Here is a 13,136-nt window from a genome sequence, read left to right as displayed (position 1 = left end):
GAGCTACAGACCATCCTCGCGACATGGGCCGGCGCCTGCCCCACCTGTCACCGCGACATACCCGCGCCAACATCGACCTGACCAAGCCCTACTAGTGCTCTGACCGGGAAGGTTCGCCGGGTTGGTGGTCATGGCGGTTGGATGTCCCACGACGTGCGTCCGTTCTCTGGGGGTGTGGTGGCTGAGCCTGTCCGTGTGCGCAGGTTGACTGACCAGGAAGGGCAGAAGCTGCAGCAGATCGTGCGCCGGGGCAGCACCAGTTCGGTGCGCTATCGGCGGGCGATGATGCTGCTGGCCGCGGCCGGCGGGAACCGGGTCCCGGTGATCGCCCAGTTGGTGCAGGCAGATGAGGACACCGTCCGGGACGTGATCCACCGGTTCAACGAGATTGGTCTGGCCTGTCTGGACCCTCGATGGGCGGGAGGCCGTCCCCGCCTGCTCAATCCTGATGACGAGGATTTCGTCATCCAGACGGCCACCACCCGCCCGACCAAACTCGGCCAGCCCTTCACTCGCTGGTCCATCCGCAAACTCGCCGCCTACCTGCGGAAGGTTCACGGCCGCGTGATCAGGATCGGCCGTGAGGCGTTACGGTGCCTGCTCGCCCGTCGCGGCGTCACCTTCCAGCGCACCAAGACCTGGAAGGAGTCGCCTGACCCGGAGCGGGACGCCAAGCTCGACCGGATCGAGCACGTGCTGGAGCACTTCACGGACCGAGTGTTCGCGTTCGACGAGTTCGGCCCGCTCGGCATCCGGCCCACCGCCGGGTCGTGCTGGGCCGAGCAGAGCCGGCCCAAACGGCACCCCGCGACCTACCACCGCACTCACGGCGTCAGGTACTTCCATGGCTGCTACTCGATCGGCGACGACACGCTCTGGGGCGTCAACCGCCGCAAGAAGGGCGCCGCGAACACGCTGGCCGCCCTCAGGTCGGTCCGCGCGGCCCGCCCGGACGGCGCCCCGATCTACGTCATCCTGGACAACCTGTCCGCCCACAAGGGCCAGACGATCCGGTGCTGGGCGAAGAAGAACCGGGTCGAACTGTGCTTCACTCCGACCTACGCGTCCTGGGCCAACCCGATCGAGGCCCACTTCGGGCCGCTGCGGCAGTTCACCGTCGCCAACTCCAACCACCGCAACCACACCCTCCAGACCCGTGCCCTGCACGCCTACTTGCGCTGGCGCAACAAGAACGCACGCCATCCAGAGGTCCTCGCCGCCCAGCGGAAGGAGCGTGCTCGCATCCGCAGCGAGAAAGGCATCAGATGGGGCGGACGCCCCCTCTGTGAAGCAGCGTGACTTCAGGGATCAGGTCTGGGGGTCGTTCCGCAGGTCAACGAATCCGCTCTCGCTGTTGTTACGGAAGGTGATGGCTGCCCTGCCGATGCCGAGAGCGTCGAGCAGGATGTCGAGGGCCGCCTCGACATCGGACTGAGCACGGCTGACCCAGACGAAGACATCGGGGCAGGGGTTGCCCTCCAGCCGGCTGAGCGCGAAGTCGATGTTCTGGATGCTGAACATCGCCGCATCCACTGGGCCCAGGTCCTCCCAGCCCCGCTCGATGTGCAATCGCAGCCGTGCAGCCAGGACGTCCAGGGACGGCGACAGACCGGCAACCAGTCGAAAAGAGCTCGCCGCGTACTCCCACATGCTGGCCTGGAACGCCGGGTTTCGATTCCCGCCCTGGTATTCCGGTGCGCGTTCCCAACCCGACTCTGGCCCAAGTACCTCGGCCTCCGCCATACGTCCCCCCACCCCGTTGCTGAGCTGCGACGACTCACTCTAGAAGCTCGGCTCCCGGAGCAGGTATCACCAACCCGGTGAAGGTATGCGGTCAGAGCACTAGCTGCGGCCCGACATCCGAGAAGGAAGCAGGCCCATCCCTGACACGACCGCGACGCATCGTCCCAGGTTGAGCGCGTCCCGGTGAGCTTGCCGGTCGGTAAAGTCGACGTCCAGGAACAGCAGGGGCGTTCCTCGCGCTCACTCATGCCGCGGCCTCCTGCTCACGCTCGATCAGGACGCCGCGTTCGAAGCGGGCGCCGTTGCGGACGGGGGCAACGAGGTGGGGTGCGGTGATCGCGCGCCAGCGGGCCTGAGCGGACTCGGCGAGCTTGAACACCATCGCCAGGGCCGCGGCCGGGCTGCCGGCGCCGCGGGTGACCTTGGTCCGCAGCTTCACCGTGCTGAAGGTCGACTCGATCGGATTCGTCATGCGCAGATGGACCCAGTGCTCGGCCGGGAAGTCGTAGAACGCCAGGAGTTCGTCGACGTCGTCGGTGATCTTCTTGACGGCCTTGGGCCACTTCGCGCCGTAGGCGCGCCCGAAGTCCTTCACCGCCTTCTCGGCGTGAGCACGGTCCTCGGCGTTGTAGATCACCTCGGTCAGAGCCCGTCACAGGCCCATGGCTCCGTCGCCGACGACGAGCTCGGGATTGCGCATGCCGTCGGCAGCAGTCCCGCAGGAGGTCGGCCCAGGACACCCGGCGCCAGACGTAGTGCGTCCAGCGGCGCGGTCCAGGAACTGCGACCCGTCTCGAGTAGGCAGATCACCGAGTACGGCTGGCCGGGAACGGGAGTGTCGAGGTGGTCCGGCACCTGGGTCGGAGTCGAACACAACGATCCCCGTCGCACACACTTTCTTCACCTATCTTCACTTGATGGTCACGACTTTCGATATGCTTCGCGACGCATCATTCGCACCATCGAGGGGGGACTCCTCATGAACATCCGTCATGCCTTGACCGCCACCGCGACTGCGGCTTCGGTTCTGGCTCTTGGTCTCGTGGCCGCCGTTCCGGCCCAGGCAGCCGAGTACTCCTCGTCCCTGAAGGTCAAGGGTGTCCAGTACGACGCCCCCGGAAGCGACTCCAACAAGTGCTCCGGTGGCAACACCAAGAATGAGTACCTGACGATCAAGAACTACTCGCGCACGGCGACGGTCAACCTCAAGGGCTACGTCGTCAAGGACGCCACGGGCAACAAGTTCGCCTTCAAGTCGAACCACAACCTGCAGCCCGGCGACTACATCAAGCTCCGCGGCAACCGCGGCACCGACTCCGACGCCAACAACGTCGTCTACCGCCAGAACTGCAACTTCATCTGGAACAACGACAAGGACACCATCTACCTGTACAAGCCGTCCGGCGCCCGCGCCGACGTCCACTCCTACACCAAGAAGGCCAACGACCGTGACGGCAACGGCTACATCACATTTCACGGGTGACCGCTCGGCAGCTGCCGAAGGTTCGTTCCCACCCCGTCAGCATGCCTGAGCGAGCGGCGTAGCTGACCGGCGGCACTCAGCGGTGATCAGCCCGTGCTATCGGGGCCTCTCGTCGTCGAGTGCCGTTCCAGTGGCCGGGACCCCACCCAGCGGCTCCCCTGGCAAGAAGCGTCTGCTGCACCTACAGCACCGGCTCCGCCACCAACTCACGATGGAAGCTCACCACCGGTAAGACCGGGAAGAGCGCCCTCCTCGACAACGCCAAAGCCTGCACGGACACCTTCGTTGCGTTCGAAGAGACCGCCGCGAAGAGCAGCCAGCTTCCAGGGACGCGTCCAGCCGGTAGATCTCGCCGACGGCGATTGCTCTGCGAGTTGGGATCGCGCCCTGGCTGATGCTCAGGACGCTGGGGGTGGGTCGACCGGCATGGCGTCCTTGAAGTCAGTGAACGTGATCGTCGCTTCGATGTCAGGGTCGGACGCGAAGTGAATCGTCTGGCGTACGCGTACGACTCGGCCCTCACTGTCGACCCACGCATCCGCGTCGATTGTGCTGGCGGGTCGCAGGTTGCTCCCGACAGCCATGTCTACCGACTCGACATCTTTCGGGGTGAGGCGGGCCGACACGCGCAGAGGTTCGCTGTCCTGGTGCACGGAGGCGCTGCGCGCGAGCATGAGCCGCACGTACTGCGGGAGCCGGTCCGTGGGTATACCCCCCTTTGCCGCCGATGCAAGGAACTCCTGCCATGGCCCTTGTGCATCGTCAGGTCGTCGCCGTCCTCCTGCTTGATCCGCCAGCGGTCCCGTACGAATCCCACCCGGCTCGGCGGGCCGAAGCCGTGTCATCTCGGCCTCTTGCCCGTGTCCGGGGAGGGCGGGTTGCACGCCGGGCTGTCGACCGCCGTCGTCAGTTGCATGATCTCTGCATCACCTTTCAAGACCAACTTCTTCAAGACCGAGCTCGAACTGGGCCGCTGCCTCCGGCTGCCCGCCGAAGGCCCCTGCGAATGCGACCTCTACCTGACCTGCGCGAAGTTCGTGACTACCCCCGAATACGCGCCGAGGTTGCGCGCACTCCGGGAGGTCGAGGAGGCCCTCGCCCACGACGCGGCCGAACGCGGCTGGGACCGGGAGGTCGAGCGTCACCGCTGCATCAGCGAACGTATCGAAAGACTCCTGGTCGACCTCAGCCAGCCGATCAACGCGGAAGCGGAGGAGGGCGGCTCCAGTGCGTGATCACCCCATGGCGGAGCTACCGGAGCGGTCCTTGCTCGTCAACGTGGACAGTGGGCTCCGACAAGAACACGTCAGCATCCACCGGGCCATAGGCGATGTTGAAGGTGTCCAGCCAGTACGACCAGTCCCGCACACCCGCCGCGCTGCTGAAACGGTAGTTGAGCTGCCAGCGGACCCACTGGCCGGAGGCAAGACGCACGGCTGGGGGCCGTCGCAGCCGAGGTGGGATGGCGAACAGGGGCTGCACTCGGGGAAGGACGCGCAGTCGGCCGTCGGCTTCGCGAAGCTGGACGTCAACCTTGCGCAGGTCTTCCTCGACGCCATGGGGCTCGAAGCCGTCTCGTTCATGCATGCGGACAACGTGGGCAAACGAGGGCGGCACAGGCGGGACGGTGAAGCCGGCCGGGGCCGCGTTCCTACGGGCGGCGGCCTCTCCTCCGCGGGACTGTTTCGTCCAGGACGTCCGTATCCACTGAACGGTCATCTCCACGGCCTCCACCCCCGCCACTCCAACGAAGATCTCACTCTATGCGCGCGGCTTCTCCGGCCCGCACCAACACCGCCAACGGTACGAGCGGCAACCTGAAGGAAGATCAACTTGAACTGTCCACATAAACAGCGACATGGCCTTCGGCCTGTACAAGATGCTCGGCTTTCGCTTCGCCCCGCGCTTCCGCGACCTCACTGATCAGCGGTTCTGGCGTGCCGACCTGCCGGACGGGGAGACGGCGGCCGACGGGTACGGACCCCTGGAGGCGGTGGCCTGCAACAAGGTCAACCTCAAGCGCATCGCCGCGCACTGGCCCGACATGCTCCGAGTCGCCGGGTCGCTCATCACCACCCAGGTCAGGGCGTACAACCTGTTGCGGATGTTCGGCCGTGAGGGCCGCCCCTCCCCGCTCGGGGCGGCGTTCGCCGAGTACGGGCGGATCAACAAAACCATGCACCTGCTCGCCCTGGTTGATCCGATGGACGACACGTACCGGCGGTTGATGAACCGGCAGCTGACCGTTCAGGAGTCCCGCCACCGGCTCGCCCGCGCGATCTGCCACGGCGGCCGGGGCCAGATCCGCCACGCGTACCGCGAGGGCCAGGAAGATCAGTTGGCCAGTCTGAGTCTGGTCCTCAACGCCGTCGTGCTGTGGAACACCCGTTACCTGGACGCCGCCGTCGTCCGACTTCGCGCCGAGGGCCATGACCTCAAGGAGGAGGACGTCGCGCGTCTCTCTCCGCTCAAGGACCGGCACATCAACTTCCTGGGCCACTACCTGTTCAACAGCAAGGCCAACGGCCCAGGCCAGGGCCTGCGGCCCTTCCGCGAACCTGGACGCCGACGAGGATGATGACGGCCTGGACTGACAGGGATGGGACCGAGGTACGGGCCAGGCTCGGTTACACCGTTCCGGTTGGCGGAGGGCAGTCTGCGGCGTGAGCGGCACGACGCGCGTCAGAGTGTGCGCAGGCACCGGTACGGTGCTTCGGCCGTGGCGTTCGCAATGGGCCGTCGGACCCGTGGTGCGACCGAGCGGAGCCGTTGGTCTCGCCCCGTCAGACCCTTCTTCGGCGCGAAGGGCGGATCATGCCGTGTGGCATAAGCCCGTCACTGCGCAGCCCGTTCGAATTCCTCCTGGCTGAGCGCAGGGTGAGGCAGGGGGGTGGGGGCCTCGCGGTTCGCGCGGAGGCCGTCGAGGATCAGGGTGAGGTAGCGCTGCCAGAGGCCGGGGGAGACGGCGCGGCTGTACTGCGTTGCCGTTCCGAGCATCATCTGGATGAGGGGAAAATCCGTCACCTCGATGTCGTCGCGGAGTGAGCCATGGCGCTGGGCGCGCTCAATGACGGCATTGATCGCGGGCGAGAGCCGGTCGCGCGCATCGGCGACCCGGTCCTTACCGTGCGTGCCGATGAGCAGGACTTCTCTCAGGCCGCGGTCGTCGGCGAAGTCCTGGCCGGCCGTAGTGAAAAAGTGGACAAGCCCGTCCCAGGGATCCTCGCAGGTCAGTGCCTCTTCCGCTACATCGATGATGCGCTGGATCTCTGTCTCGAAGATCGCTTCGACCAGCTCCTCGCGGTTGGCGAAGCGCCGGTAGACCGTGCCCACTCCCACGCCGGCGTGGTGGGCGATGTCGTCGAGTGTGACGTCGATCCCACGCTGCGCGAACACCTGCTGAGCTGCGGCGATGATCCGCTGACGGTTGCGTTCCGCGTCGGCGCGAAGAGGGCGGGCGGGGCTGCCGCCAGGAGGCGGGCCGGGGGCGGCTGTGCGGCTCATGCTCCCACTATAAGCCCGCATATGGAGATGCCCTCTCCACTTAGGTGCTACGGTGGACGTCATAAACGGAGAGACCTTCTCCGCTTCCGTCGTTCTCATGGAGATTGCTGTGACTGCCGTCACCAACGAAGTTCGCCCACCGCGGGCCGATCAGTCAGCGGAGCGGCATCATGGCCGTCGTTGGCTGATCCTCGCGGTCATCGCGATAGCCCAGCTGATGGTGGTGCTGGATGCCACGATCGTGAACATCGCCCTGCCCTCCGCGCAGGCGGACCTGGGCTTTTCGAACGACAACCGCCAGTGGGTCGTGACCGCCTACTCACTGGCTTTCGGCAGCCTGCTGCTGATCGGCGGGCGTATCGCCGACCTGATCGGCCGCAAGACCACCCTGGTCATCGGCCTCGTCGGGTTCGCCGTGGCCTCCGCCCTGGCCGGAGCCGCCACGAACTTCGAGGTCCTGGTCGCCGGGCGCGCCCTGCAGGGTGTCTTCGGCGCACTGCTGGCCCCGACCGCGCTGGCCCTGCTGACCACGACGTTCACCGACGCCAAGGAGCGGGCGACCGCCTTCGGTATCTTCGGTGCGGTCGCGGGCGCGGGCGGCGGTATCGGCCTGCTGCTGGGCGGTGTGCTCACCGAGCACCTCGACTGGCGCTGGTGTCTGTACGTGAACCTGATCTTCGCCGCCGTCGCGCTGGTCGGCGCCCTGGTCCTTCTGCCCCGCCACCGCCGGGACAAGGGCGTCAAGATCGACCTCCCCGGCACGGTCACCGTCACGGCCGGACTGTTCGCCCTGGTCTACGGCTTCGCCAACGCCGAGCACGACGGCTGGAGCTCGGCCGGGACCTGGGGTTTCCTGGCCGCCGGTGTCCTCCTGATCGCGGTGTTCGTCCGGATGCAGACCCGCGTCGCCCACCCGCTGCTGCCGCTGCGGGTCCTGCTCGACCGCAACCGCGGCGCCGCCTCCATCGCGATGTTCATCTCCGCGGCCGGCATGTTCGGCGTCAACCTCTTCCTCACCTACTACCTGCAGCAGACCCTGCGCTACTCGCCGGTCGAGACCGGCCTGGCGTTCCTGCCCATGGTCGGCGCCGTAATGATCAGCGCCACGCTGTCCTCCAGCGTCCTCACCCCTCGCTTCGGGCCCCAGCCGGTTGTACCGCTCGGCATGGCGCTCTCCGCCGCCGGTCTCCTCTGGCTCACCGGCCTGGACGCCTCCTCCACCTACACCGCCCATGTCCTGCCGCCGCTGCTCCTCTTCGGCCTCGGCATGGGCCTGATCATGGCGCCGGCCATGAGCGCCGCGACCTCCGGCATCGACCCGGCCGACGCCGGCGTCGGCTCCGCCAGCGTCAACACCATGCAACAGATCGGCGGCTCCATCGGCACCGCCCTGCTCAGCTCCCTGGCCGCAGGCGCCGCCACCGGCTTCCTCGCCGGCAAGCAGCCCACCCCCGACCTGATCGCCCAGTCCACGCTGGAGAGCTACTCCACCGCCTACGGATGGTCCGCGGCCCTCTTCGCCGCCGGAATGGTCATCTGCGGTCTGCTCTTCCGCCGCGGCGCCCCGGTCCACGACCCCGACGCCGCCCCCACCGTCCACATGTGACGACCCCGCTGAACCGCCGGTGACGGCGACCGCGAACGCCAGAGGCGCCGTCACCACCCCCTCAAAGACTGCACCCCCACACAAAGGAGTGATCCCGATGAACAAGCCCCGCGCCCTGATCGTGGGCATGGGTATCGGAGGACTGGCCACGGCCATGCGGCTGCACGAGATCGGCTGGGAGCCCGTACTCGTCGAACGTGCACCCGGACGACGTGCCGCCGGGTACTTCATCGGCCTGTTCGAGACGGGCCGCGCCACCGCCGAGCGGATGGGCGTCCTGGACGCCATCGGCAACCGGACCGACCCCGCCACCGTCACCTACGACATCGACCGCGAAGGCCGCCGCCGGCCCGGCATGGGCTACGGAGACCTCCCCGGTGAGCCGCGCCTCATCCTGCGCGGGGACATCGAAGCCGCCCTCTACGATCAGGTCGCCCCGAAGACCGAGATCCGGTACGGCACCACACCCGTCGCCCTCGACGAGCACCCCGACGGCGTGGATGTCACCCTGGCCACCACAGCCGGCGAGGACACCACCGAGACCACCGAGCGCTTCGGCCTCGTCATCGGGGCCGACGGGCTGCGCTCCACCGTCCGCCGCCTGGCCTTCGGACCGGACTCCGACTACCTGCAGCCCTTCCACCACATCATCGGCGCCACCGTCCTCAAGGAAGCCGTGCCCGGCTTCCGGCCCAACGACGGCCTGATCCTGGCCGAGCCGGGCCGCTCCGTCTGGGTCTTCCCTTTCACCGACCACCAGCCCGGCGTGCTCTTCAACTACCGCACCGACGACGAGGACGCCCAGTTCCGCCGCCCGCCCATCGAGTCCCTGCGCCGCGCCTTCGGACCCGAGCCCACCGGGCCCGTGCTGGAAAACCTGCTGACGCAGTTCGAGCAGGCCGACGACGTCCTCTTCGACTCCACCCACCAGGTGGTGATGCCGACCTGGCACACCGACCGCATCGTCCTCCTCGGCGACTCCGCCTGGTGCCTGACCCTCTACTCCGGCATGGGCGCTTCCAGTTCCCTGGCCGGCGCCGACTTCCTAGGGACCACCCTGCAGCGCAACCCCGACAACGTCCCCCGGGCCCTGCGCGAGTACGACCAGAGGCTGCGGCCCTTCATCGCCACCCAGCAACACCTCGGCCGCAAGGAGGGACTGCCGATGTTCGTTCCCCAGACCCGCCGGGACATCACCGTTCGCAGCCTCATCCAGAAGGTGACCAGCAACCCGGTCGGCAAGCGCGTCATGAAGACCGTCATCGCCGGCCAGTTCAAGAGCAAGTCCCTCGACATAGCAGCCCCCTGAGTTCGCAGGCACCACTGCCGAAGCCCGCAGTTCCCGGCGCCTTGCCACGGACGACAGCACCAGTGCACCAACGACAGGAGATGTAATGACCTGGTCCCACCCCACACTGATCGACGCTGCCGACAAACTCGCCGCGGACCCGATCGCCACCGTGGACTCCTGGTGGTTCACCACCAAGCTCCACACCGACGAAGCCATTTACTGGGTGAAGATCCACACGATGGCGATGCAGGGCACCTGCCACAGCACGGTCTCCCTGCTCCAGGAACCCGACGGGCACAGCAGCACGAAGCAGACCACCGAAAGCCTCGACACGGTGACCCTGCCCGGCGCACCCCTCGACGCACGGACCTCCATCCTGACGATCAGCGGAGACCTTGACGAACTCCAGATCTCCGGCGCCACGGACACCGCCTCGGTCCAGCTCACCCTCCAGCGCGAGGAACCCGTCCTCTACAACGGCGGATCCGGCCTCTTCCCCCTGTTCGGCGGCATGAACGGACAGTACGCACTGCCCGGACTGACCACCTCGGGCACCGTCACCGTCGACGGAACCACCCACCAGATCGGCGGGCGCACCTGGTTCGACCGCCAATGGGGCACCCCCGGCAGCGAGCCCTCGCGCACCACCTGGCTCGGCCTCGACCTCGGAGCGGGCCGGTACCTGAGCATCTGGGACACCGTCGGAGACGGCACCTCCTGGCTCACCGAACTCAAAGCGGACGGCACACACACCCTCACCCGCGCTCACCGTACCGAGCAGGCAAGCGGCCACTGGCAGCTGACCGCCCCCAGCCTCGACGCATCCCTGACCATCACCCATCGCGGACTTCCGGACTCCCACGACGGCCTCTACGCCGGCATATGCACCGTGATCGGCACCCTCCAGGGACAACCGATCGCCGGTCACGGCTACACCGACGTCTTCGCGTAACGCCTCCTTCCCACAACCACCCCGGAAAGGGCAGGCTCGACAACAACGCGAGCCCGCCCTTTCCGACGTGATGAGCAAGGTAATGACTGACCGGTGGGATGGCGTCCCGCCGAGTGGTGTAGCCGATCAACTGACCGGAACTCGCAGGTCACGCCGTGCATTTCGGTCGGCTGGCGCCTGATATGCCTCGGAGTTGCCCAGTTCTTTCCGCCAGGCGCAGATAGTGAGCGACATCGGCCCCGATGCCGAATGACTCTCATAAACGGTCATTTGCGCGAGCGAGATCATTCAACGGCCGTCAGACCCTCACCGAACCCGAGTCCGTTCGCAGAGCCCGTTCTCACTCGGAAGTGGGGCTGATCCCCTTTCGAGAGGTGCCCGGTTCGTGGGCGTCGTTCTGCGGTTCGCCGAACCACTGGGACAGCGCGGCTCGCAGGCCGCTGACGTCGTTCGGTTCGGTTCCGGTCCAGGCTATGTGGCAGTCGGGGCGTAGCAGGAGACCTGCCGCGCTCGTGCCGTCGGCCGTGTCGCTTATGACGTCGACCCGGTCGTGCCAGGGCTGCGCGGCCTCGGCGAAGTCGCCGCTCAGGTCCAGCAGCAGAGGGCGGCCGGTGGTGGTCTCGTCGGCCAGTCGGCGGGGGCCTGTGTCGGTGTGGATCACGAGGTCGGGTGCGAATCCCTCGGTGGTGCCAGCGAGCAGATGGGCGATGTGTTCCGTGCCGCCCGGTGTGGCGAGCAGGTCGCCGAAGACGGTCCGCAGCGCTCCGACTTCCGGTCCGGGGCGCATCAGCGCCGACTGGGACAGGGTCGAGGCCACGACGTGTTCTGCGACCGGCCGGCGTTCCTCGTCGTAGGTGTCGAGCAGACCTTCGGGGGCCCACCCGTGCACGGTGGCGGCCAGCTTCCAGCCGAGGTTGAAAGCGTCCTGCAGACCGAGGTTGAGCCCGGGGCCGCCGATCGCGGAGTGCACGTGGGCCGCGTCGCCCAGGAGCAGGACCCGCCTGTCCCGGTAGCGTTCTGCCAGCCGAGTGTTTCCGCCGAGCAGCCGTCGAAGAAGGTGGGGCCCCTCTCCCTGGGGCGGAGCGAGCGGGACGGGCACGCCCAGCACGCGTTCGGCGCTCGCCATCATCTCCTCGAAGGTCATCGGGGTGGTGTACTCGTCCGGGCTGCCGGTTTCGGTGGTGTTGAGGACAGGCACTCGGCCGGGAAGCAGACCCCACGCAATCGTGCCGTGCTTCGTGCGCACGTAGAGCAGGGGCGGCAGGGTGCCGTAGCCGGGGACGTGCAGGCTGCCGTCGGGGCCCAGATCCTCGTCCGCCACGGACACGTGCGCGGAGCGGGTGATGAAGTCGTCGGTGGTCACGCCGGGGAAGCCGATACCGGACAGGCGCCGCACCATGCTGTGGCCACCGTCGGCCCCTACCAGGTAGCGGGTGGTGAACGTCTCGCCGTCGGCCAGGGTGATCCGGACGAAGTCGTCCTCCTGATGCACATCGGTCACCTCCTGGCCCCTGCGGAGATCGACGCCCAGTTCCACGGCGCGTTCGGCGAGAACCTTCTCGATGTGCTCCTGAGGCGCCGGGAGGAGGCTTACGGGATTGCTGTCACCGAGCCCCGTGAGATCCAGCGTGACTGCGCCGAACATGTACCGGGGCGCGGGGCGGGGCGGCTCCTCGGACCCACTGATGCGCGCGTAGAGGCCGCGCCGGTCGAGCATGCGCACCACCTGACCGACCAAGCCATTGGCGCGGGCCTCGGTCTTCGGGCCGGCCAGACGCTCCAGCACGACCGGGCGCACCCCGGCCAGTGCCAGCTCGCAGGCGAGCATCAACCCGTTCGGGCCGCCACCGACGATTACGACATCAAGCATGACAATTCACCTTTCCAGGGCGCGGCGGGGTTGAGGCTGCGGGCAGCAGCCCCTGTTCAGAGCGAGAAGGGGGATTTACGGGGTGGGGAGTCCGGCGGCCACCATGCGCAGAGCTCGGGGCAGCAGAACCTCCATCGGCTCGCCCGTGCCACCCTGTACAAACAGTTCGAGAGCGACATTGCTTGCGGCCATCACGCTCGCGGCCACCAGGCGCGGGTAGAGATCGGTCCCGAGGTTCATGCCTGTGCGGTCGGCGATCGCCGCGGCAAGCTCCTTCTCCGCAATCTTGCCCGCGCGCAGCATCTCGGCCTCCAGTGCGGGTTCGGCCAGCATCACCCGCAGGCCGGCCGCCCACTCGTCGGGGCCTTGAGGCGGCATGTGCTCCACCTCGGGCCCAGGCTCCAACTGCCGCAATGCCGCGCGCATGATCGCCTCCCACAGCGGCTCACCGGGCGGTCCGTGACGCAGCTCGGCCGCGAGCCGCAACGAGCGCTCAAGATGCCGGAAGGCGATCGCTTCGGCCTTGCTGGAGAAGTAGTTGTTGTAGGTGCGCGGCGACACGCCGACCGCCGCGGCGATGTCTTCGACCTTGACCGCACCCCACCCTCGCTCGGCGGTGAGCCGGACTGCGGCCCAGCTCAGCGCCGCACGCGTGGCTTCCTTCTTGCGTTCCCGTAGACCGCTCAT

Annotated in this window: 11 protein-coding genes and 2 pseudogenes; 7 read left to right on the top strand and 6 right to left on the bottom strand. The window is 67.5% G+C overall.

Going from position 1 to position 13,136, the window contains the following annotated elements; all coding sequences use genetic code 11:
• Nucleotides 1-177: 177 nt before the first annotated feature.
• Complete coding sequence (locus tag ABT001_RS33635; protein WP_351285257.1) at nt 178-1,299, top strand: IS630 family transposase; 1,122 nt, start codon at nt 178-180, stop codon at nt 1,297-1,299.
• A gap of 9 nt (nt 1,300-1,308) precedes the next feature.
• Here the strand turns inward: ABT001_RS33635 and ABT001_RS33630 are convergent, their stop codons facing one another.
• Nucleotides 1,309-1,521 (bottom strand): hypothetical protein, encoded by a 213-nt coding sequence (locus ABT001_RS33630; protein WP_351285256.1) that lies wholly within the window; start codon nt 1,519-1,521, stop codon nt 1,309-1,311.
• 466 nt (nt 1,522-1,987) lie between these two features.
• Nucleotides 1,988-2,480: pseudogene (locus tag ABT001_RS33625) on the bottom strand (transposase); the annotation flags it as partial.
• Nucleotides 2,481-2,722: 242 nt separating this feature from the next.
• Between ABT001_RS33625 and ABT001_RS33620 the strand changes: the two are divergent.
• A complete protein-coding gene (locus tag ABT001_RS33620) occupies nt 2,723-3,226 on the top strand; it encodes a lamin tail domain-containing protein (RefSeq protein ID WP_351285254.1) in 504 nt (167 codons plus the stop codon).
• Between the two features lie 914 nt (nt 3,227-4,140).
• Nucleotides 4,141-4,461 carry a hypothetical protein gene (locus ABT001_RS33615; protein ID WP_351285252.1) on the top strand — a complete coding sequence of 107 codons (321 nt, stop codon included), beginning with the start codon at nt 4,141-4,143 and terminating at the stop codon, nt 4,459-4,461.
• 16 nt (nt 4,462-4,477) lie between these two features.
• On the opposite strand, the gene ABT001_RS33610 is transcribed toward ABT001_RS33615, so the two are convergent.
• Nucleotides 4,478-4,951, bottom strand: coding sequence for a hypothetical protein (locus ABT001_RS33610; RefSeq protein ID WP_351285251.1), 474 nt, complete (start codon nt 4,949-4,951; stop codon nt 4,478-4,480).
• A gap of 127 nt (nt 4,952-5,078) precedes the next feature.
• Here ABT001_RS33610 and ABT001_RS33605 point away from each other — a divergent pair.
• A pseudogene (locus tag ABT001_RS33605) lies at nt 5,079-5,804 on the top strand (Tn3 family transposase); the annotation flags it as partial.
• A gap of 257 nt (nt 5,805-6,061) precedes the next feature.
• Here ABT001_RS33605 and ABT001_RS33600 read toward each other — a convergent pair.
• Entirely contained in the window at nt 6,062-6,730 is a 669-nt protein-coding gene (locus ABT001_RS33600; protein ID WP_351285249.1) for a TetR/AcrR family transcriptional regulator, read from the bottom strand.
• 109 nt (nt 6,731-6,839) lie between these two features.
• Between ABT001_RS33600 and ABT001_RS33595 the strand changes: the two genes are divergently transcribed.
• The 3 genes from ABT001_RS33595 to ABT001_RS33585 all read left to right on the top strand — a co-directional run bounded on the left by ABT001_RS33595 (nt 6,840) and on the right by ABT001_RS33585 (nt 10,579).
• Nucleotides 6,840-8,336 (top strand): MFS transporter, encoded by a 1,497-nt coding sequence (locus ABT001_RS33595; RefSeq protein ID WP_351285248.1) that lies wholly within the window; start codon nt 6,840-6,842, stop codon nt 8,334-8,336.
• 97 nt (nt 8,337-8,433) lie between these two features.
• Nucleotides 8,434-9,645 (top strand): FAD-dependent monooxygenase, encoded by a 1,212-nt coding sequence (locus ABT001_RS33590; RefSeq protein ID WP_351285247.1) that lies wholly within the window; start codon nt 8,434-8,436, stop codon nt 9,643-9,645.
• An 85-nt stretch (nt 9,646-9,730) separates the two neighbouring features.
• On the top strand, nt 9,731-10,579 hold the full coding sequence (locus ABT001_RS33585) for a lipocalin-like domain-containing protein (protein WP_351285246.1): 849 nt from the start codon (nt 9,731-9,733) through the stop codon (nt 10,577-10,579).
• Nucleotides 10,580-10,919: 340 nt separating this feature from the next.
• Here ABT001_RS33585 and ABT001_RS33580 read toward each other — a convergent pair whose 3' ends face one another.
• Together ABT001_RS33580 and ABT001_RS33575 are read right to left on the bottom strand one after the other, a co-directional pair.
• Complete coding sequence (locus ABT001_RS33580; protein WP_351285244.1) at nt 10,920-12,449, bottom strand: FAD-dependent monooxygenase; 1,530 nt, start codon at nt 12,447-12,449, stop codon at nt 10,920-10,922.
• A gap of 75 nt (nt 12,450-12,524) precedes the next feature.
• Nucleotides 12,525-13,136, bottom strand: a complete 612-nt coding sequence (locus ABT001_RS33575; RefSeq protein ID WP_351285242.1) for a TetR/AcrR family transcriptional regulator — start codon at nt 13,134-13,136, stop codon at nt 12,525-12,527.

It is taken from the genome of Streptomyces sp. NPDC002793 (assembly GCF_040295485.1).
Lineage (GTDB): Bacteria > Actinomycetota > Actinomycetes > Streptomycetales > Streptomycetaceae > Streptomyces.
This window is presented reverse-complemented; position numbering and strand designations above follow the sequence as displayed.

Excerpts from the sequence above, each read along its gene's own strand:
- ABT001_RS33630 (WP_351285256.1), bottom strand. The coding sequence starts at position 1,521 with ATGTTCAGCATCCAGAACATCGACTTCGCGCTCAGCCGGCTGGAGGGC.
- ABT001_RS33620 (WP_351285254.1), top strand. The coding sequence starts at position 2,723 with ATGAACATCCGTCATGCCTTGACCGCCACCGCGACTGCGGCTTCGGTT.
- ABT001_RS33615 (WP_351285252.1), top strand. The coding sequence starts at position 4,141 with ATGATCTCTGCATCACCTTTCAAGACCAACTTCTTCAAGACCGAGCTC.
- ABT001_RS33600 (WP_351285249.1), bottom strand. The coding sequence starts at position 6,730 with ATGAGCCGCACAGCCGCCCCCGGCCCGCCTCCTGGCGGCAGCCCCGCC.
- ABT001_RS33590 (WP_351285247.1), top strand. The coding sequence starts at position 8,434 with ATGAACAAGCCCCGCGCCCTGATCGTGGGCATGGGTATCGGAGGACTG.
- ABT001_RS33585 (WP_351285246.1), top strand. The coding sequence starts at position 9,731 with ATGACCTGGTCCCACCCCACACTGATCGACGCTGCCGACAAACTCGCC.
- ABT001_RS33580 (WP_351285244.1), bottom strand. The coding sequence starts at position 12,449 with ATGCTTGATGTCGTAATCGTCGGTGGCGGCCCGAACGGGTTGATGCTC.
- ABT001_RS33575 (WP_351285242.1), bottom strand. The coding sequence starts at position 13,136 with ATGAGCGGTCTACGGGAACGCAAGAAGGAAGCCACGCGTGCGGCGCTG.